The organism is bacterium (genome assembly GCA_030647005.1).
Lineage (GTDB): Bacteria > Patescibacteriota > Patescibacteriia > JACPHY01 > JACPHY01 > JAUSKG01.
Genome location: JAUSKG010000002.1, coordinates 1 through 20,908 on the forward strand (window position 1 = coordinate 1; position 20,908 = coordinate 20,908).

The window sequence follows — 20,908 nt, forward strand, 5'->3', positions numbered from 1 at the left end:
TCTTTTTTCGCCTCGACTTTTTTCCAAGCAAATCCGCGCACGCACGCCGCACATCCGAGAGGGCGTAGAATGTCTGGAGGGTTCCAGAGCGATTTCGTCCCATCCTTTTTCGACACGCGTGATCTTTTACTCGGCGTTTGATGGTCCCTTGCGCGAATCCAAGCATCGTAGCGAATGGCTTGATCGTTCCCCAGACCTCCCCATCCGCCTCGAACGTACCTTGGTCGTTGACCTCCGATATATCCTGGAGGAGATCCGCGCACGCACGCCGCACATCCGAGAGGGCGTAGAATGTCCGGGGGTGTCCAGTGCGATCTCTCCCCGTCCTCTTTCGACACGCGTGATTTTTTATCCGGTGTTTGATGCTCACTGGCGTGAGTCCAAACATCATAGCGAGTGCCCGAATCGTTCCCCAGATCTCCCTATCCGCCTCAAACGTACCTTGGTCGTTGACCTCCGGTACATCTTGGAGCAAATCCGCGCACGCACGCCGTACATCCGAGAGGGCGTAGAATGTCTGGAGGGTTCCAGAGCGATTTCGTCCCATCCTTTTTCGACACGCGTGATCTTCTATTCGGTATTTGATGGCAGCACTGCTGCACCCAAGCGTATCAGCGAATACATTGATCGTTCCCCACACTTCCCCATCCGCCTCGAACGTCCCACCGTCTCCCGCCCAGTACTCGATGTCGTCGAGCGCATCCATAACCACGATGCGTGGCTCTACGCCATCAGGGAGGAGGTAAGGTGATGCAATCACCTTTTTCCGTGGCTTGCGCGGTGGGTCACGCGGATCGCGTGGCTTACGTGGCTTGCGTGGTTTACGTGGTCCTGCATCTGGGCCAACGAGGATATCGAGTTCCCGCACTTCTTGTCCTGGTGCGGCGAAGAGGCGAGGTGCTGAGAGCGGCGCGATCGCTGCACGCTGGAAGTGTGCGTCGAGCACGAGCGCAACCTTGTGGGGATTGTCGCGCATGAGTCGCAGGACACGCCCCATGTACTGGAAGTAGAAGGTGCGCGATTTGGTCGGACGGAGCATGAGGCACACTTCGGCGTTTGGCGCATCCACTCCCTCGCGGAGGACCATGACCGATGAGAGATGTCGGATCTCGTTTCGGCGAAACCGGTCGAGCAAATCGCGTCGTTCGTGCGTCGGCGTGTTCGCGCTGATGCTCGCGGCGGGAATGCCGATCGCTCGGAGCGATGTCGCGAGGTGCTCACATGCGAGGATGCTCGGGCAGGCCGAAAAGGTCTGGCGATTTGGGAGATCGTACTCTCCATTGTGGTAGAGGCGAACGATTGTTTCCGTCATCGTGTGCCAGTGTGCGGCCATGCGCGCTTGGAGCTGCTGCTCGTTGTAGTCGGTTCCCGATGGTGTCTCCGCGCTCGCGACGCCATCGAGCGAGCAGTCGAACGTGATACGGCCCCAGGCGAACGGCGCGAGCCAGCCCTCCTCGATGCCCCAGCGTACGGATCGTTCGTCGATCTTCGTCTGGAAGTGCGTCGCAGCGAGTCGGTTGGGATCCGCGTAGAGCGTGCGGCCATTCTCCAGGAGCACCGCACGCGACGTGGGTTTGGCGACCGTCGTCAGGGAGTCCGGCGTTGCGGATAGTCCGATGATGACGCAGGCGTCAAACTGCGCGAGCGCGTGGCGCGCACGCGGGTGATATGCCCAGTGACATTCGTCCCAGATGATGATATGCGGCTGGAACTGGCGCTTGAACATCCCGGCCTTCTGCACGAAGCTCTCGTCGGTCGTCACTACGACGTTGGTGTACTCATAGCCGGGAAGCGCGATGACGTTACCGTCCTCATCGTGGATGCGCTTCAAGCTTGAGACGTGACCAACCATGCTCTTCGTGAACCGCGTGATTGCAGGCGCGGTTTGCTCGATGAGTACTTTCGTTGGCACGACGATGAGGAAGCGTAGCTTTGGGCATGCGTGGATGAGTGCGGACAAGAGGACGGTTTTCCCGAGTCCGGTCGCGTGTGCAATGTAGCCGCGTTTCGTCCCCCGGAGGTCCAGGAGCCAGTTTATGGTGTTCTGCAGCGCCTCGGTCTGGTAGGGGTAGAGATCGTGCGGGAGTGCTACGGCTCCAGCAAGGAGCGCGTCGATTCCCGCTGCAAATCGCTTACGGATAGTTCGATGGTGCATGCGAACCCCTTTCGTGTTTTGTTGTGAACGAGCACGCAGTCACTGTAGTCAAGTGTGGAGGCGGTGTCAAGATGGACCGACACCTGCTCAAAAGAAACAGACCCGATGCACATCGGGTCTGTTTCTCGCTACACCTCAATGACCACCGGCAGGATCATGGGTCTCCGTTCGGTCTTCTGGTAGAGGAGCTTGCCGATGTCGTCGCGAATCTTGCCACGGAGGTAGGCCTCGAGGGGGCCGGACTTCGCTTTGGATCCGCCGGATTCGATGGTGATTTGCTTGACGTGCTTGCGGACGGATTCGATGAGGGCCTTGGACTCCTTGAGGTAGATGAAGCCGCGCGAGATGATGTCCGGGCTTGTCACGAGTTTACCGTCCTTGCGGGAGATCGTGGCGACGATGACGACCATGCCGTCATCCGCGAGCTGCTTGCGATCGCGGAGTACGACTTCGGAGACATCGCCGACGCCGAGGCCGTCCACCATGACGCGATCTGCCGGCACGCGCTCCTGGGTCAAGCGACCGCCGCGGTCATCAAACACGATGACACCGCCGTTTTCCGGAATGATGACGTTCTCCTTGGGGATGCCGGCGCGCTGCGCGATCTTCCCGTGCGCCACGAGCATGAAGTAGTGGCCGTGGATGGGAATGTGGTAGCGCGGGTTCACGAGCTTGATGATGAGCTTGAGGTCCTCGGCTTGTGCGTGGCCTCCCGCGTGGACGTCCATGTGGTCGTACGCGATGATCTCTGCGCCCTGGCGCGTGAGGTTGTCCTTGAGGCGTTGGACGCTCCGCTCCGTGCCTGGGATGACGGACGACGAGAAGATGATCGTATCGCCCGGGTCAATGGAGATCAGGCGGTGCTCCCTGTTCGTGATCCGCATGAGCGCGGCGCGTTCCTGGCCCATCGAGCCGGTGCAGAGGATCATCTGCTTCTCCGGCGGAAGCTTCACGAGGTCGCGCGCTTCCACGATGATGCCCTTCGGGAAGCTCATGTACTTGAGCTCGCGCGCGATCTCGACGTTCGTCCGCATCGAGAATCCTTCTATCGCTACCTTGCGGTCGTATTTTTCCGCGATCCAGATGAGCTGCTGGATGCGTGCGATGAGCGTGGAGAAGAGCCCGATGATGAGACGGCCGTTGGATTCGCGGACGATGCCATCGAGCGTTTTGCTAATCTCTGACTCCGAGATTTGGTGGCCGGATTTCGTGGCGGACGTGGAGTCGCAGAGCAATGCGAGGACGTTCTTGTCGGAGAGCCGCGCAATCTTCGCGAGGTCGCCCGGCGTGGTCCCTACGGGCTCGAGGTCCACTTTGAAGTCGCCCGTGTGCACGACGATGCCGCGCGGCGTGTGGATGATGAGGCCGATGGAGTCCGGGATGTTGTGGCTCTCGTAGAACGGCTCGATGGTGAATACCCCGAGTTGAATCTTTGCATCCGGCGCGATGGTCTGGAGGTTGAGTGGCTGGATCTTGAATTCCTCGTGCCGCTTCTTGATCATCGCGTTCGTCAGTCGCGTGCCGTAGATCGTCGGGTTGCCAAGCCGTGGCACGAGGTAGCTAATCGCGCCGATGTGGTCGAAGTGCGCGTGCGTGATGACGACGCCACGGATGCGCTTCTCCTTTCCCTTGAGGTAACCGATGTTCGGGATGATGAAGTCCACGCCGGGCTGGTCTTCCTCGGGGAACATGACACCCATGTCCACGATGATGATGTCATCACCGTACTCAAAGATGGTCATGTTCTGCCCCACTTCATCGCAACCACCAATGGGGATGATGCGGAGGGCGGTGCCGCCACCACCTCGTGCGGCGGGTGCGGATTTTGTCTGAGGTGCAGATTTTGTCTGAGGTCGTCGTGCGGGGCGGCGGCGTCCGGAGCGACGCGGCGCGCGGTTGGAAGCCGGCTGCCGTGCGGGTGCTGCGGAAAGGACAAGGTCGTTCATAGGTCTCATGGGTGCTAGCGATGAGCTGCTAGCGGCTAGTTAGATGGAGAATGCGTGTCTAGAAAAATGATGGAGCGGAGGCCTTCAGACCTCCATCCCTCTGAAGCTGGCGCGGGAGCGCCGAAGATGGGCGAGGAGGGACTTGAACCCTCATGGGATTGCTCCCACACGGCTCTGAACCGTGCGTGTCTACCGTTCCACCACTCGCCCGTGTTCGTTGCGAGTAACGAGTTGCTCAAAGCTAGTCGCTCGTTCGCCATCGGCGTTCTGTTTCAGTGTACCACTCCGTCACCGTTGCAAAGCGATCTGCGGGTTGCGTGAGCTGACCGAGCTCCACTCCGCGCACGGTGTCCACCATGGGGTAGGAGAGCGTCGGCGTGACGAGGAAGATTGCCGGACGGACTGCGTGCAGCCGTTCCTGGAACTCCGCATACGCGCGCCCACGCTCCTCGTGGTCGAACATCGCCCGCGCATCCTCGAGGAGCTTGTCGATCTCCTTATTCGAGAAGTACGAGAGGTTGAGGCCCGGGTGGCGCACCTGCGAGGAGTGCCAGAACGGGAATGGGTCCGGATCAGGGCCGAGAATCTGCGAGAAGAGGAGTGCGTCGTACTCACGATTCGGGATGACCTCGCCACGCACGCGGTCGAGCGGCATGACGCTGAGCGTGACTGTCACGCCGATTTGCTGCCACGCCCTGCGGATAAACTCCGCCATGCCGATGAGCTCCGGTGCATTCGGGGTGACGAGTTCGATGGTGAGCGGTTGTCCGGAGGAGAGCCGGTAGTACGGTTGCTCTGGCGCGATTTCGGCTTGCACCTGTTCGGTCACCTTCGCACGCTCCTCATCGGTCGCGGAAAGCTCCGCGGTTTTCTTTCCCTCCTTCTTCTTGGCAATCTCAAGCTCGAGGAGGAGTTGCTTCGTGCGGAGAGCGATGGTTTCCTCCGTCTCCGTGCGTTTCCATCCCGCGCGATCGAGGAGTGCTGCTGCAGCATCGGGATCCACTGCATCGGGCGCGGGCGGATTCGCGGTCGTCGCAAATCCCGGGATGATCGGTCCGCCGATGGGCGTGCCGGCACCATGGAGCGTCTCCGCGATGAACGCAGTGCGGTCTATGACGAGCGAGAGTGCCTCGCGGACGCGGATTTCCGTGAGCGCCGTGCTGCGCTTCGCATTGAGGAACACCGCCGTTGTCTGCGGGAGCTGTACCGTGCGCACGACCGCATCGGAGCGTTTCGGGACGTCTTCGCGGAGCGGGAGGAGGGTCCCGATGCCGTCCACCTCGCGCGTCGCGAAGGCGGCCTGGAGCGCATCCTCGCGCTCATAGAACTTGAACGTGATGTGCTCGAGGTACGCCGCCCCCGCGTGGTAGCCGTCGTAGCGGTTGAGCGCGTACGAACGGATCATGCCCTGCGGGTCTTTCGTGAGGCCCATGAAGCGGTAGGGGCCCGCGCCGATCGGTCGGAGATTGAGCTCGGCGAGCGGCAGGTGCGCCGGCGGGATGTCAATCCAGCGGTGCTCCGGAAGGAGTCCCACGGTGAGGGCGGAGAGGAAGATCGCGAGCGGACGCTCGATGGTGAAGCGCACGGTTCGATCATCAATACGCACCGCCTCCACGCCGCGGAAGCTGCCACGGAGCGGGCTCGCGACATCGGAGTGCTGGAGGAGGCGAACGGTGAAAAGCACGTCGTCGGCGGTGACCAGTGCACCGTCGTGCCACCGCGCGTCCTCGCGGAGTTCGACGGTAATCTCCGTGCCGTCGTCCGAGGTCGTGTAGCCAGACGCGAGCTCCGGGACGATGGCACCGGAGGCATCCGCGCGGAACAGACCGGCGTAGACGAGCTGCACGATGTCCCGATCCACATCGTTCGCAGATGCGAAGAGCGGGTTGACGAATCGTGGTGCACCGAGGAGGCCCTCGATGTACGTCCCGCCGACCGCGGGGACGACCGTCGTCGCACCCCAGTACCAGCCGGTGACCGCGAGCGTACCACCGAGGATGAGAACAAAGACACCGGTGATGAACGTGAGGCGTTCACGGCCTTTGAGGACTGAGGGGAGGCGGGTGAGTTTGGCGAGCGTCGGCACGCGCAGTGCGCGGAGGCGCATGCGTATGCCGGAGAGCGTGGTGCGAGCCATGTCACTGCGCGAGCGAGGAACTTAGAGGATCACCTGTGCGAGCGCGGAGCCAAAGAAGAGGACCGCGAGGACGATCGTTGCGACCATGAGCGTGCGCTCCGCGCCGCGGAGCGTCCGGTAGGAGGCACCGTTGCCGCCGAACGCCGATCCCATGCCGGTGCCCCGCTGCTGGAGGAGGATGGCACCGACGAGGAGAATCGCCGAGATGAGCTGGATGATGCTGAGGATGGACATACGAGTTGCGCTGTCATTGCGAGGAGTCCTCGACGTGGCAATCCCAGTCAACCAAGTGGCCGGGATTGCCACGCCTCGAGGACTCAGCTCGCAATGACACACTTTTGCAGATGCCCCTAGCTGCTAGACATGCGATGCGAGAAGCTGAGAAGCTAGGAGCTCGTTGCTAAGAGGATAGAAGAGCTAGTCGTTTACCGTACCATGGAGGGGAAAGCGTGTCAATGTGTTCCGTGGTATGGTGGAAAACTATGGATCAGCACGTCCTGCGCAAGTCCTGGTACCGGCGACCCCTCGGCATTGCCGTGATCGCATACGTGGTTATCACCGGCGCGCTCGGGCTCTGGTTCGCGTTCGCGCAACGCTCCGACGGCACGGACGGTGCCTTCACCAAAGCGACGAACGCGTACCCGCAGGGCGCGACCGGCATCCCGCCCGGCGTCGCGCTCTACACCGCGGCGCACCCGTCTTTTGGCAATGCGGAAGACCCGAAGCTCGTCATCGTCGAGTTCAGCGACTTCCAGTGCCCATACTGTCGTCAGGCGTATCCCGTCATCCGAGAGGCCATGACGATGTATCAGGATCGCGTGCTCCACGTGTACCGCGACTTTCCGGTTGATGAGCTTCACCCGCATGCGCGGCGCGCAGCGGCGGCGGCGCGGTGCGCGAACGAGCAGGGGAAGTTCTGGCCGTACCACGATCAGCTCTTCCTCCGGCAGGATGCGATTGACGAGGCGTTCCTCTCCACACTCGCCGAGCAGGTTGGGTTGGATCGCATCGTGTTCACGCAGTGCCTCGAGACCGGACGGTACGCCGGCGCGGTGCAGCAGGACGTGGAGGACGGTCTTCGGCTCGGCGTGCGCGGCACACCGACGTGGTTCTTCATTCCCGATGGCGACATCACCCGCGCGCAGAAGGTGGAGGGCGCATTCTCGCGCGACACGTTGCTCAGGATTCTCGAGCGATCCCTCTAGGGTATGCAACGATTCGCTATCGCACTTGTATTCCTCGCGCTGTTCTCTACGCCGATCGTTGCCAACGCGGCGAGTCCGATCGAGAATCCGCGGTGCTGGACGGCACAGATGTGCGCGGCTGTTTCCGAGAGCCGCGGCATTGTCACGCAGTTCGCCAAGGATGCCGCGGAGTGCGGTAGTCCCGAATGGGGCCGATGCCTTGCGGGTGAAACGATTCCCATTCGAGTCCACATTCCGGGCACCGACGGTGATGTGACGGCTGTGGCGAATGTTGGCTCGTATATCGCCGCGATCTACCGCTGGGCGGTTCCACTCGCCGCGGTGGTTGCCGTGGTGGTCATCATGGTCGGCGGCGTGCTCTGGATGGTTGGTGGTGCAGCAGGACAGGTGCAGCGCGCCAAGACGTTCATCATGAACGCCGTCATCGGACTCGGGCTTGTCCTCCTCTCCTACCTCATCCTCCAGACCGTCAATCCCGACCTCGTGCAGCTGTCGCTCCCGCGGACCGCAATTATCCGGAGCGTCACGCTCGCGGAGGATATCTGTACGGAGCTGCCGGAAGGTACACGGTTCTCCGCGAAGGGAGCGGATTCGGCGACATCCGGCGTCGACAATATCGCGATCAAGACAAAGCAGTGCGGGCTCAAGTTCTCGACCGTGAAGCCGGATGGTACGTCATCTACATGCGTTGCGAGTTTCTGCGATGGGAAACAAGTCTGTGTGCCGTTCTCGCCCGGAGAATACCATTGTCAGACGGGCGCAATTGGTGGACGGATTACCACGTTATCGGAACCGGTACGCTCCATAGCGATCGTGGCGGCATGTAAGAATGGCGGTTCGACTTCAATAGAGAGTGCTGCATTATCTCCTGCAGCACCCAAGCAACAAAATTATCGATTCGTTAGCAATAGTGCGTTTCAGGTATCGGCTAGAGGTGCAAGCGGTGAGAGTGCGAATCGGACAGCAGCAGTGGCGTGTGGTGGTGATGTTGCGAATATTGCGGGCTACGTTCTAGCTATTGATGGGACGCTCTATGGAAAAAATTCCTGCAGCGGTCAAGCAACACCCATTCCGACGACGCTTGCTGACCTTGGTAAGCAGGTTGTCTTCTATCCCAAACTCTTTTCGGTAGGAGAGACAACCGCTGCGTTTGCAGGAGTGGGAAGCATTGAATGCAACATCAATCTCCAGCAGTAGTCGTGCTTGACTCGGCGACACCTCCTCGGTACGCTTGGAGGCATGGTGTGCATCGCGCGGCCGAGGCACGGACGAAACAGCGGTGACCGCTCGCGGGAGTGGCACCACCTCGGGTCCTTTCGGGACCCTCGTTCGTGATGGACGCAGACACCTCCCGCGCGCACAGACACCCATCCCCGCACCATCACTACTTTTCTCCCTTCTCCACTCTCCCTTCGTAACACTATGAGTACCGGTCCCGCATTCATCTCCGTGCGCGGCGCGCGCGTGCACAACCTTAAGAACGTGAGCGTGGACATTCCGCGCGGGAAGCTCACGGTCATCACGGGACTCTCCGGATCGGGGAAGTCCTCGCTCGCGTTCGACACGATCTACGCCGAGGGCCAGCGTCGGTACGTCGAGTCACTCTCTGCGTACGCGCGGCAGTTCCTCGGCGTCATGGACAAGCCCGATGTTGATCGCATCGAGGGACTCTCGCCGACGATCTCCATTGACCAACGGACGGTTTCGCATAACCCGCGTTCCACCGTGGGGACGATCACGGAGATCTACGACTACGTCCGCCTCCTCTTCGCGCGCATCGGGAGGCCGCACTGTCCGGAGTGCAATCGTCCGGTCGTGCGCCAGACCATTGACCAGATCGTTGATCGCATCCTCACGCTCGCGGAGGGCACGCGCGTGCTCGTCCTCGCGCCGCTCGTGCGCGATCAGAAGGGTGAGCACAAACAGTGGCTCAAGAAGGTGGATCAGGCCGGTTTCGCGCGCGTGCGGTTCGATGGGGTGCTCTACACGATTGATGAGGCCGCGTCGTTGAAGGTGGACAAGCAGAAGGCGCACACGCTCGAGGTTGTCGTTGACCGCGTCGCCGTGGATGCGACGGAGCGTTCCCGCCTCTCGGACAGCGTGGAGACCGCGCTCGACCTCGCGAACGGCATCCTCATGGTCATCGCGTACGCCGAGGACGGCACCGAGGGCGAGGTTATGGAGTTCTCGCAGCTCTTCTCGTGTCCGCTCTGCGGCGTGTCCATCCCCGAGCTCGAACCGCGCAACTTCTCCTTCAACTCACCGCACGGCGCGTGCCCGAATTGCTCGGGACTCGGGACGCTCCTCGAGCTCGACCCCGAGCTCGTCATCCCGAATCGCTCGCTCACGATCGCGCAGGGTGCCATCCGACCGTGGACGAAGGTTTTTGCGAACCAGAGCTCGATGTACCAGACCATCGAGCGCGTCGCCCTCATCCACCAGTTCTCCATGGACACGCCAGTCCAGGATCTCACGGCGAAGCAGCTCGAGGTGCTCCTCTCGGGCGACGGCGCGTTCGAGGGTGTTCTCCCGTACCTCGAGCGGAAGCACGCAGCGACGGAGTCCGACTACATTCGTTCCGAGATCGAACGCTACATGCGCGTGAAGCCGTGCCCGGGGTGCAGCGGTCAACGCCTCCGGCGCGAGGCACTCGCGGTGACGATTGCGGGCAAGAACATCGCCGAGGTGACGAACGCATCCATTGAGGACGCGACGGCGTTCTTCATGTCGCTCCGCGATGGCGCGGGGCACCGCGCGGCGACGGCGAAGGGACAGCAGCGGAAGGCGGGCGGCGTGGTGCTCGATGCCCGCGAGCAGAAGATTGCGGAGCTCGTGCTCCGCGAGATCGACACGCGGCTCACGTTCCTCCGGAACGTCGGCCTCGACTACCTCACGCTCGACCGTCCGGCTTCCACGCTCTCCGGCGGTGAGGCGCAGCGTATTCGGCTCGCCACGCAGATCGGCTCCGCACTCACGGGCGTCATCTACATCCTCGACGAGCCGTCCATCGGCCTCCACCAGCGCGACAACGACAAGCTCCTCACGACGCTCAAGGAGCTCCGCGACCTCGGGAACACCGTCATCGTCGTGGAGCACGATGACGCGACGATGAAGGAGGCCGACTACGTCATTGACATCGGCCCGGGCGCGGGTGAACACGGTGGGCATGTCGTTGCCGAGGGGACACCGGCCGCCATCATGAGCAACCCCGCTTCGCTCACTGGTCAGTATCTCTCCGGGACGAAGGCCATCCCTATCCCGCAGCAGTACCGCGCGGGGACCGGCAAGAAGATCACCATCTCCGGCGCGACCGAGCACAACCTCAAGGACGTCACCGTTGATGTGCCGCTCGGCAAGCTCGTGTGCCTCACCGGCGTCTCGGGTTCCGGGAAGTCCACGCTCATGCTCGACATCTTGAGCAACGCGCTCAGGCAGAAGTTCTACAATGCGAAAGCACTCCCGGGCGCGTACGCGAAGATGACGGGCGTGGAGCACATCGACAAGGTCATTGACATTGATCAATCGCCCATCGGCCGCACGCCGCGCTCGAACCCCGCAACGTACACCGGCGTGTTTACTCCCATCCGCGAGCTCTACGCGAACCTGCCGGAGGCAAAGATGCGCGGGTACAAGGCCGGTCGCTTCTCGTTCAATGTCGTCGGCGGTCGGTGTGAGGCGTGCCAGGGCGACGGCATGGTGAAGATCGAGATGCAGTTCCTCCCGGATGTCTACGTTGAGTGCGAGGAGTGCAAGGGCAAGCGGTACAACCGCGAGGCACTCGAGATCCACTACAAGGGCCGCACTGTCTCCGATGTGCTGAGCATGACCGTTGAGGAAGCACGCGCGTTCTTCGCGACGATTCCGGCGATCAACGACAAACTCACCATTCTCGAGGAAGTCGGTCTCGGGTACGTGAAGCTCGGCCAGCCCGCCACGACGCTCTCCGGCGGCGAGGCGCAGCGCATCAAGCTCGCGACGGAGCTCGCACGGCGTGCGACGGGGAAGACACTCTACATTCTCGACGAGCCCACGACCGGTTTGCACTTTGCAGACATCGATCGGCTTCTCCAGGTGCTCGGGCGGCTTGTAGATGTCGGCAACACCGTCCTCATCATCGAGCATAACCTCGACGTCATCAAGTCCGCGGACTGGGTCATTGATATGGGGCCGGAGGGCGGCGTGCGCGGCGGTGAGATTGTCGCAGTCGGAACGCCATTTGACATCATGCGCGAGGAGCGGTCGTTCACGGGGAACTACCTTCGCGCCGTGCTCGGGCAATCAGCGAGCGAGAAGAAACAGACGGCCGGAAAACCAAAGGCGAAGGCAAAGCGGCCAAAGGCCAAAGCGCGCGCGTAGTCGGGGCCCGTGGTATACTCGACGCCTATGGCCGAGCTGACCGTGGAACAATTCGAGACAACGATGGATTCCTTCGCGAAGCTCGTGAAGCAGGGGTTTGATGCTGTGGACGACCAGTTCCGTGAGGTGAGATTCGATCTCTCCGGCGTGAAAGCCGACGTTGCCGTGTTGAAGACGGATGTCGCCGTGTTGAAGACGGATGTTGCGGAGCTAAAAACCGATGTCGCCGTGCTGAAGACCGACCTCGCAGAGTTGCGGGCAGACATGGCCGAACAGTTCACGGTCGTGCATGAGCGAGGCGATCGCCTCGCCACGGATGTTGATGGCTTCACGACGCTCCACATCAAACTCGAGTCCGAACTCTCGGCATACCGGTACAAGCAGAACGAGCTTAGGGGCCTCTGCAAAACTCCCATCTCGCGTCAGCACGCATCTTTTCGGCTGCGGCGCGTTTCTCAAAACTTGAAATAGCTCTGCTATTCCTGCGTTTCTGCGGCACGCGCCTCGCTCGAAAATCTGCGCACTGCCGCGAGCGTGAGTTTTGCAGAGGCCCCTTCTCGCGCATAACGCACTGGCCGTGAGTTCCGGTCATGCGAGACATCAGTATGCCGAATAAGATGACGGAGGAGCGCATGCGCAAATGGTCACCCGATGATGCCATGCTCGCTGCGGCATTCATAGATCTCAAGACACTCAATCGGAGTGCTGATCGGTTGAAGCGCGGGCAAGCCATCCTCCGGAGAGCCATCGAGACGAACGATCCTGAGCTCGCGCTTACGGCGATTGTCCCTCCGCTCTTCTGGTGAGCGCGCGCCGCCTTCGAGCGCAACACACCCGCCGAATGTTCGGCGGGTGTGTTGCGTGATTGTTAGGCCGTGGTCTCCCGGAGCTTCTTGCCCTTCTTGAGGCGTTCGCGGAGGTAGTGGAGCTTTGCGCGGCGGACGCGGTACTCCTTGACGACCTCGACGTTCGTGACCGTGGGGGTGTGCAGCGGGAAGATGCGCTCGACGCCGAAGCCGCCCTTCGCCACCTTGCGTACCGTGAACGTGCCGCCGGCCTCGCCACCGTGCCTGCGGGCGATAACCGTGCCCTCAAAGACCTGGACGCGCTCCTTCTCCTGTCCCTTCTTCGTGGTCTCGGTGATGCGCACATGGACACGGACAACCTGGCCAGGACGAGGATCCCAGTCGCGCGCCGTGGGGACCTTCGCGCCTGCGCGCTCAACTTTTGGTACCGCGGATGCCACGATCTGTTCCACGGGTGCTTCCTCGGTCGCCGGAGCGACAGCGACATCCGTCGTGTCATGCGGCGTGGTGGTCGCTTCCTGTTCCTCAGTGGTCTTCTGTTCGTCAGTCATAAGATACATGGTCATGGATCGGGAGGAGCGTTGATCCGTTCGAGGATCACAGACACGACATTCTCGGGAGTGGTCGTGTCGGTCTCTACAACAAGATCGTACACGGACAGGTCTCCGAGGTCAAGTCCATAGGTTTTCCGGTAGCGATCGCGCTCGGATTTCGCGCGTTCTGCAAGGCGTTTTTGCGCTTCCTCGTGCGTGCCGCCATCGCGCTTCTGGAGGCGGTCAATCCGTACCGGTTCCCCTGCGGTCATCCAGATACGGAAGGCGTCGAGGCCGTCGCGTTTGGACATGAGGCCGGTGAGGCGACCTTCCAGGATGACATCGTCGTGGGTGCGTCCCGCGTCCATGAGGCGCGCGTCAAGCTGCTCGTCCCACTCGGGGTGCTCGCTGAGCCACATGCCGAACTCGTTGAGCGTCATGCTGCGGCGCGTCGCTTCCTCGCGGAAGATGTCGCCGCCGTTGACGCGCGGGTACCCCAAGCGCGCTTCAAGCATCTTCGCGACCGTTGATTTTCCCGATCCCGGCGTTCCGGAGATGGTGATGCGCATACGGTGCGAGCATTACGTCGTCCGATGGATCAATGGCTCGAGGAAGGCGAAGGCCTCGTCCTTCGTGAGGTCGCGCTGCTCGGCGGCGAGGACATTCAGGCGGTGCTCGCGGAGCCGCTCGATGAGCGCACCGAGTTGTGGGCCCGGCGTGAGCGAGAAGCGGCGCATGATCTCGTCGCCGTTCACGATGTCCCGCATCCGCGATCGCTCCTGACGCGCCTCGATGAGCGGCGCGAGCTCGGCGATGCGTTCGCGGACGCTGTGGAAGTGGGCGAGCGTCCCATCGGGATGTGTATCGGAGCGCGTTGCCGCTCCATCGGCGAACGACACGCGCTGGAGCGCATCGCCGCGTATGCGGTTGCGGAAGAAGTACCGTTCGATCGTCGCGGGCTTGAACGCGGTCGGATCGTTCACGAGGAGGAGGTGGTGGTCCACGATCCAGACGAGGTCGTCTCGATCCACATGGAGGGGATCATCCGCACCGAACGCTGCGGAGAGCGTGAGGCGGCTGGCGATCGCGCGGGTCATCCGTCCGCCGACGGTGTCGTGCCCGTCGAAGCGGATGCGGTCCGTGCCGTGCTCCTCCGGCGTGCGCTTCGTCGCCGGCTTGCCGATATCGTGGAGGAGCGTCCCGAAGATGACGAGCGCCGAGGGGTGCGCGCTGCCGAACGCCGCGCGGTACGGCTCCGTTGCGAGCTGCGCGAGCGCGAGACGCGTGTGCTCCCACACGTCGCCCTCGTGGTGGTAGATCTTTGGTTGCTCGCACCCCTTCATCGTGAGGAGCTCCGGCAGGAGCTGCGCGATGGCACCCGACGCGTCCCAGAGGTCGAGCGAGCGGACGGGATCGGCGGCGAAACTCTTGATGAGCTCCCGCGCGACGGTCTCACGCGGGGTGACATACTCGGTGTCCGTCAGGAGCATCGTCTGCGCGTGGGCCTGCCCCACCGCGCGCTGCTCGTTGATGCTCGCCATGCGCGCGACGATGGCATCGTGCGTTGCCGGATCAATCGTGAAGCCGAGCTGTGCGGCGAAGCGCAGTGCGCGGAGCATACGCGAGCGATCCTCCGTGAAGCGCTCGTGCGCATTGCCGACGGCACGGATGCGGCGCGCGCGGAGGTCGGCGCGCCCATCGAAGGGGTCCACGAGTACGGCGTTGCGCACGTCCCACGCCATCGCGTTGATCGTGAAGTCGCGTCGTGCGAGGTCGGCCTCGATGGGGAGGTGCGGATCGGACTGCACGGCGACATCGCGGTAGCCGCCGGTGCCCTCGGCGTGCTCCGTGCGCGGGAGCGCGATGTCCATGTCCTCGTAGTCCTCCGGCCAGCCCATTGGCCGGAACTTGAACACGCCGAAGTTGCGCCCGACGAGGTTCACCGTCCCGCGGAGTGCGAGGAACGTTTCGAGTGCCGCGGGTGGGATGCCGCGGACGATGAAGTCGTAGTCCTTCGCGGTGCGTTCGAGCGCAGCATCACGCACGATGCCGCCCACGACGAACGCCTCGCTCTCGGGGAACGCCTCCGCGAGCTCACGGAGGAACGCGAACCCGGGCTCGGACTCCAGGCGTTTTCCGAGTGCATGGAGGTGGCGATCGTAGGTGTCGGACATAGATGCTCCACGAATGAGGTGCTCCTCACCAGTGTACCAGATGCTTGACGTGCCGCACGCGCGGTGCCATGGTGGTGACAGTCCTTTCCACCGGTACGCCAACCATGAGACGAGAGAGGGAGACGCGCATGCAAACGGAGATGCAGCTGTGCCACGGGAGTGCCAACGGTGACCTCGCCAACGCAGTCGGACGAGTACTCGAAGCGCAGCTTGGTCACACGGCGATGTACGATGGGATCGTGTCGCGCATTGGATCACCGTTCAACGACGGAGAGCCGCGCGTCCAGATCATCGGCAACGCCCGCGGACGGAGCATCTACATTGTGCAGTCCACGCATCAACCCGGCGACAACTTCATGGAACTCGCCGCGATGGTGAACGCAGCGAACCTTGCATCTGCGGGGCGCATCATCGCGGTCATCCCGTACTTCGGCTACGCGCGGCAGGATAAGAAGGTGCTGCCGCGGACACCGATCACTGCAGCGGTCGTGTGCACGATGCTCGAAGCGCTCGGCGTGCACCACATCATGACGACGGACCTCCACGCCGGTCAGATCCAGGGGATGTTCCGCGGCCCATTCGATAACCTCAAGGCACTGCCCGTGGTACTCCGGCAGGTTGTGCGCGACCTCGGGATCACGCGGGAGCAGATGCCTCGTGACGTCGCACTCGTCTCGCCGGATGACAACGGTGCCGAGCGGTGTCGCGAGACCGGGGAGGTCGTCGGATGCGGACTCGTCACCTTCTACATGAAGGGGCGCGACCACGACGGCCATCTCATCGCGGGTGGCGTCATCCGCGACCCCGCGCTCGTCGCCGGTCGTACGGTCCTCCTCATTGACGACATGATCGCAACCGGCGGCACTATGAAGCAGGCCGCGATCGCGTGCAAGGAAGCCGGCGCGCAGCGCGTCATCGTCATCGCGGTGCACCCCGTATTCTCGACGGACACCGAGACCGGGATGAGCGCGTACGAGCTGCTCGCCGATGCGCCGATCGAGTACTGCTACTGCACCGATACGATTCCATTCTCCGAGGAGCGGTGTCGGTGGACGAACAGCCAGAAGAGCGCCGGAGCGCACCGTGATCCCAATCGTGCGGTGACGGCGTTCCGCCAGCTCGCAGCGCGGACGACCATCGTTCCGATCAGCAAGCTGTTCGCGGATGCCATCTCCGAGGTGCAAACGCGCGGCTCGGTGAGCGCGATCTTCCGTCGGACGTGCGAGGCGATTTTCTCGTAGGGCGCGACGGAACGCATCGGTGCGGCACTGCCTCTGGGCAGTGCCGCATTTCTGTTCATGGTATGCTGGATACGATGGAGATCGTAGAAAAATATCCAAACACGCCCCCTTCTTTCCGATGTAGCGGAAACCTTCAGGTTTCCACGTGCAGCGCAAGGAGGATGGAGGTCTGAAGACCTCCGCTACACTGTTTTTCTACGGTCTCACGATTGTATACTTGCGGCTTTTTATGCAAAACATTACCCCCATCCTCAAGTCGCTTGGTCTCCTGGAGAGTGAAGTGAAGGTGTACCTCGCCGCGCTCGAGCTCGGTGCATCCACGGTCATCGAGATCGCCAAGTCCACGCGGCTGTCGAGGCCGGCAACGTACACGGCGATCGGCACGCTCGGCGAGCGTGGGCTCATGAGCACCGTCCAGCAGGGGAAGCGCAAGCTCTTTGCCGCCGAGCACCCGGACCGCCTCCTCCACTACGCCAAGCGCAAGGAACAGGAGCTCCACGAGCAGGTCGCGGACCTCGGCCGGTCGCTGCCGGAGCTCGCACTCCGCGTCGGCGGCGAGAAGCCGGTCGTCAAATCGTTCGTGGGGAAAGAAGGGCTCCACGCCATCGCGGAGGACTACAGCGCGGTTCGTCCGCGAGAGATTCTCGAGATGACGAACATTGACGCGATGCTCGCCGTACTCACGCGCGATGATCTCGCGCCGATGCGCAACGCACTCAAGCACATGGGCACGCGGGTGCGCGGCCTCTACCACGGTGCGCACGTCCAGCAGTCATCACTGCCACAGTCACCGACGCGCATCCTCCCGGAGCAGTACGCGAGCTTCCGCGGTCACGTCGGCATCTACGGCGACCACGTTGCGCTCGCAACATTCACCGGAAAGCTCCACTCCGTCATCATTGAGAATGCCGAAGTTGCGAACACCATTCGCGCGCTCTTCGAGATGGCATGGATGCACGCCGCCGAGCTCCCGGAACCGCGCTGACGAACAGTATGTTGGTACATGAAAGCCCCCGACACGCGTTGCGTGCCGGGGGCTTGGCCTTTCAGCCGTTTCCCATGCTTGCCTCCTTCGCGGCTATGCTCGCCGATGATGACTGCTGCCATCATCGCATCGAACCACTCGGTCCGCCTGTTGCCGACCGATGTACCGGTTGGCATCGTTGTTACTGCCTAGCCAGTACAACTCCGCGTTGGTGCTCTGCACGGGATTTCCCGTTCGTCGTTCCAGGTACTTGCCACGAGGAGCGTGGCAAAACCGTCGTGATGTGGCCGTGAGCATGCATTATCCGTTGCTCATGGTTCCACTCCCTTCATGTTGCATCCCACAGCATCGCTGCGGGACTGGTCTGCGACAGGCCCTGCGCCCATCGCGAACATTGGGACCGCTGAAACATTCCCAAGGTGCTACTCGTACTCTACCATCTTGGAGACGTTCTGTCAAGCATCCGCTTGTTTCATGATGGAAAGCATTGATGTTTTTCTTCCGATTGACCCTCAAACTTTCTTTTATAGTAAAAAGTAAATAGTTGCTTATCATAGCCAAAATATTGATACTTGTAATGCTAGTACTTGACAAGTTTTGTCCTTTGTGCTAGAGTGAAAAACGTAGGATGGAATCACCGAAGCGACAGCGCAAAAATCATACAACCGCTGATTGCTCGGTGCCCCAGCTACGGCCCTGCTCATCCCCGCTTCGCATCAAGACCCCGGGCATCGTACTGCTGCTTGTCTCGGGTACGTCGTCTCGGTCTTGGTGTAAGCGATGTTCCTTCACAATGGAGAGGAGATCCGCAATGACTGCACTGCATCTTCGAGGGACGTGCGCAGACGAAACTGGGCTGTACGAGGTGTACGGGATTCCGGTCAGGAGTCCTCATGGCCGTATTTCCCCCGAGGGAGGAATGTTTGGCGATCTCATGGCGAGCAGCGAGGGCATTGCGCGAGAGGCGGCGGCGGCCGCAGGTCCCGATCGCATTGCGCAGATTCGTGCCGTGTGCGCGGCGTTCGGCGAGTTGCTGCCGGTGCACGTCGCGGAAGATGGCACCGTGTTCGTGTTCGACGAGGAGCATTTCGAGGCATCGGCATGCCGCATCCCCGCGCCGCAGGAGATCTGCGTCCGCATCGCCGAGATGCGCGCGGAGGACGAGGCAGAGCGCACGCGCCGCGCCGCGCGCGTACGCGCGCTCGCCGGTGGCAGCATCGCGCTCCTCCAGGCGCTCAGCATGGCAACCGAGTACGCCGGCGACGTGCCGGAGGAGCTCGATCGCGACGAGCGCGGCATCGTGTGGCTCGATGTCGGTCGCAACGCCTCGCACTTCTTCGCGGTGGGCGTCGGGCCGGACGAGCAGCGCTACGTGCGCTCCGTCGGCGAGCCCCATTGTGACGAGGATGATGACGAGCAGCACGCAGTCCCTACATGGGAGCGCTGCTACCTCGGGCACCTGTAGGCGCGCGGCGGGGTGCGGTCACCGTGTATTGTTCCGGTGACCGCACCCGTTCGTCGGATGGGCTCCTTGCTGGAGCCGTGTGTCGCATCGTACCCATGGTGGGTGGTTGCGTGCATGCTGCAGAAAGTGAAACATCATGTTCGCTCGTGAGATGGTGGTACAGACGTGGCGTTTGGAGTGCGCAGGTTGTGGGAAGTTGTTTTGGGGTAAGTATCATGACCATAACGAATGTCCGCACTGCGGGTACTACAGTAAGCGTCACGTTCAGCGTCAGATGCGCACCGTCACCTATCGAAAGGTCGGCGAGTCCACCGTGTACTATCGTTAGTTCAAAAGCCCTCCGCCATTCAGCGGAGGGCTTCACATTGCACCGCGCGCAACGTTGTGAATTTTCGAGCGTTGTTTACAAGCCGCACCTCTCGTAGACGATCTCCATCTCCCTCTCGTCATTTCGAGCGAAGTGAGCGCATGGGCGAACGAAGTCGAGAAATCTCGTGTGCTATGGAAATCGTCGCACCATGGAGATCTCTCCACTCCATCATTTGCGGAGCCTGCCCTGAGCGAGTCCGCGAGTCGAACGGGGTCGAGATGACGAAATAGAGTGGACGATGAAACAGAAAAGTGTGAACAACACGCGTGATTCTTACAGTTTAATTGTGGATGCTTGCGCGGAGGAGTTGGTTGATCTTCGCGGCAACGATGAAGTCGTTCTCAGACAGGCCACCAATCTTGTGCGTGGAGAGGGTGAACTCGATGTTCCTCCATCCGAACACGCGGATGTCCGCGTGGTGGCCCTCCTCCTCGCAGAGAAGCGCGACTTCCATGAAAAGCGCGCACGCTTGCTTGAAGTTCTCGCACCGGACCGTGCGCTGGATCGCGTGATCTACGAGGTTCCAATCCGACACCTGCGCGAGGAGCTCATGGACGCGATCATCGGCGAGCGGTGGCGTTCCTGCTTTGCACGGTGCGCATTTCAGGGTGACGAGTTTTGGTGCAGCCATAGACGGGTTGCAGTATTCATGCTAAGAAGTCAGTATAGCAGTAGGGAGCGTCGCGGGCCCCTAGCTCAATGGCAGAGCCCCGAGCTTATACCTCGGTCGTTCCAGGTTCGACTCCTGGGGGGCCCATGGGAATGAGATGGAAATATGGCGATACAAGAATCAGCACCAGGTGAGCGCGGTGCAGATATTCCGGAGGAGCAGCGTGCGCAGTTGCCGGATCAGCGTACCATCGCGGCGCAGTTCGAGGCGTTGGATGAGGCGCGTGCAGCAAAGAATATCGCGCAGGTGGAGACGATGGTTGCACAGCTCGCGCAGCAGCGCTCCGTTATTCGGGATCGGCTTGCGGAGATCGCAAAACGGCGAAAGCATGTCATGATGTGGCAAGCAGACGGTCTGACATCGGAGGATCGCAAGATCCTCGACCAGCTCGATGTCGAGAAGGACGCACTCGAGCAGCTTGGACATCTCGACCAGCAGCTTTTTGAAGTGAACGATCTCGTGCGCGTCGAGCGCAACCTGCGTGGCCCCGGCGGTGTCATTGTGGAGCAACGCATGGAGGACGGGTGGTACGTTGAGTGGATGGATGGAGCGATGATCGGCGTGCGCAAGGCGGTCGCGGAGGGAGACCTCCAACCCGTGAAAGAACTTGATTCATCCTTGCTCGAACAATGGAATGCGGCAGCATAGGACGTACGCGCGCGTGGCGCAGTGGTAGCGCACTTGCATGACACGCAAGGGGTCACAGGTTCGAATCCTGTCGCGCGCACCAGAATGGAACTTAGCGGTTGAGAACCAACCAAGGAGTGGGCGTGCCGTAGGCACGCCCACGCTGTTTCGCCCGTTTTCGCCAATGAATTCGCCAATGAATTCGGATTCCCGCCTTCGGCGGGACGGATTGTTTTTT

At 61.8% G+C, this 20,908-nt stretch carries 16 protein-coding genes, 3 tRNA genes and 1 pseudogene; 11 read left to right on the forward strand and 9 right to left on the reverse strand.

Features of this window, described 5'->3' with window-relative positions; translation table 11 throughout:
• From Q7S96_00120 to secG, 5 genes are all read right to left on the reverse strand, one after another.
• A partial coding sequence (locus tag Q7S96_00120) for a DEAD/DEAH box helicase family protein (protein ID MDO8462670.1) occupies nt 1–2,155 on the reverse strand: 2,155 nt, incomplete at its 3' end.
• Between the two features lie 128 nt (nt 2,156–2,283).
• Nucleotides 2,284–4,101, reverse strand: coding sequence for a ribonuclease J (locus Q7S96_00125; protein MDO8462671.1), 1,818 nt, complete (start codon nt 4,099–4,101; stop codon nt 2,284–2,286).
• A gap of 127 nt (nt 4,102–4,228) precedes the next feature.
• Nucleotides 4,229–4,311, reverse strand: a tRNA-Leu gene (locus tag Q7S96_00130).
• 31 nt (nt 4,312–4,342) lie between these two features.
• The gene (locus Q7S96_00135; GenBank protein ID MDO8462672.1) at nt 4,343–6,238 is read right to left on the reverse strand and encodes a peptide ABC transporter substrate-binding protein; all 1,896 of its coding nucleotides are present in this window, start codon (nt 6,236–6,238) and stop codon (nt 4,343–4,345) included.
• 21 nt (nt 6,239–6,259) lie between these two features.
• Nucleotides 6,260–6,472 (reverse strand): preprotein translocase subunit SecG, encoded by a 213-nt coding sequence (gene secG / locus Q7S96_00140; protein ID MDO8462673.1) that lies wholly within the window; start codon nt 6,470–6,472, stop codon nt 6,260–6,262.
• A gap of 248 nt (nt 6,473–6,720) precedes the next feature.
• Here secG and Q7S96_00145 point away from each other — a divergent pair, with 248 nt between their 5' ends.
• The 5 genes from Q7S96_00145 to Q7S96_00165 all read left to right on the forward strand — a co-directional run bounded on the left by Q7S96_00145 (nt 6,721) and on the right by Q7S96_00165 (nt 12,605).
• Complete coding sequence (locus tag Q7S96_00145) at nt 6,721–7,443, forward strand: DsbA family protein (protein ID MDO8462674.1); 723 nt, start codon at nt 6,721–6,723, stop codon at nt 7,441–7,443.
• 3 nt (nt 7,444–7,446) lie between these two features.
• Nucleotides 7,447–8,640: a hypothetical protein gene (locus Q7S96_00150; protein MDO8462675.1), complete on the forward strand. Its 1,194-nt coding sequence runs from the start codon at nt 7,447–7,449 to the stop codon at nt 8,638–8,640.
• 225 nt (nt 8,641–8,865) lie between these two features.
• A complete protein-coding gene (uvrA, locus tag Q7S96_00155) occupies nt 8,866–11,799 on the forward strand; it encodes an excinuclease ABC subunit UvrA (protein ID MDO8462676.1) in 2,934 nt (977 codons plus the stop codon).
• 27 nt (nt 11,800–11,826) lie between these two features.
• Complete coding sequence (locus Q7S96_00160) at nt 11,827–12,270, forward strand: hypothetical protein (protein MDO8462677.1); 444 nt, start codon at nt 11,827–11,829, stop codon at nt 12,268–12,270.
• A gap of 134 nt (nt 12,271–12,404) precedes the next feature.
• On the forward strand, nt 12,405–12,605 hold the full coding sequence (locus tag Q7S96_00165) for a hypothetical protein (protein ID MDO8462678.1): 201 nt from the start codon (nt 12,405–12,407) through the stop codon (nt 12,603–12,605).
• A gap of 62 nt (nt 12,606–12,667) precedes the next feature.
• Here the strand turns inward: Q7S96_00165 and rplS are convergent.
• The 3 genes and pseudogenes from rplS to Q7S96_00180 form a co-directional block, all read right to left on the reverse strand.
• Nucleotides 12,668–12,982: pseudogene (gene rplS, locus Q7S96_00170) on the reverse strand (50S ribosomal protein L19).
• A 185-nt stretch (nt 12,983–13,167) separates the two neighbouring features.
• Entirely contained in the window at nt 13,168–13,707 is a 540-nt protein-coding gene (locus tag Q7S96_00175) for a cytidylate kinase family protein (protein MDO8462679.1), read from the reverse strand.
• A 12-nt stretch (nt 13,708–13,719) separates the two neighbouring features.
• A complete protein-coding gene (locus tag Q7S96_00180) occupies nt 13,720–15,312 on the reverse strand; it encodes an HDIG domain-containing protein (GenBank protein MDO8462680.1) in 1,593 nt (530 codons plus the stop codon).
• A 128-nt stretch (nt 15,313–15,440) separates the two neighbouring features.
• Between Q7S96_00180 and prs the strand changes: the two genes are divergently transcribed.
• From prs to Q7S96_00195, 3 genes are all read left to right on the forward strand, one after another.
• A complete protein-coding gene (gene prs, locus Q7S96_00185) occupies nt 15,441–16,553 on the forward strand; it encodes a ribose-phosphate diphosphokinase (GenBank protein ID MDO8462681.1) in 1,113 nt (370 codons plus the stop codon).
• Nucleotides 16,554–16,782: 229 nt separating this feature from the next.
• Entirely contained in the window at nt 16,783–17,538 is a 756-nt protein-coding gene (locus Q7S96_00190; protein ID MDO8462682.1) for a helix-turn-helix domain-containing protein, read from the forward strand.
• Nucleotides 17,539–18,457: 919 nt separating this feature from the next.
• Nucleotides 18,458–19,003, forward strand: coding sequence for a hypothetical protein (locus Q7S96_00195; protein MDO8462683.1), 546 nt, complete (start codon nt 18,458–18,460; stop codon nt 19,001–19,003).
• Nucleotides 19,004–19,653: 650 nt separating this feature from the next.
• Here Q7S96_00195 and Q7S96_00200 read toward each other — a convergent pair.
• A complete protein-coding gene (locus Q7S96_00200; GenBank protein ID MDO8462684.1) occupies nt 19,654–20,004 on the reverse strand; it encodes a 4a-hydroxytetrahydrobiopterin dehydratase in 351 nt (116 codons plus the stop codon).
• 54 nt (nt 20,005–20,058) lie between these two features.
• Between Q7S96_00200 and Q7S96_00205 the strand changes: the two genes are divergently transcribed.
• The 3 genes from Q7S96_00205 (at nt 20,059) to Q7S96_00215 (ending at nt 20,773) form a co-directional block, all read left to right on the forward strand.
• Nucleotides 20,059–20,130 (forward strand) — tRNA-Ile (locus Q7S96_00205).
• A gap of 18 nt (nt 20,131–20,148) precedes the next feature.
• Nucleotides 20,149–20,691, forward strand: coding sequence for a hypothetical protein (locus Q7S96_00210; protein MDO8462685.1), 543 nt, complete (start codon nt 20,149–20,151; stop codon nt 20,689–20,691).
• A 7-nt stretch (nt 20,692–20,698) separates the two neighbouring features.
• Nucleotides 20,699–20,773, forward strand: a tRNA-Val gene (locus Q7S96_00215).
• Nucleotides 20,774–20,908 lie beyond the last annotated feature (135 nt).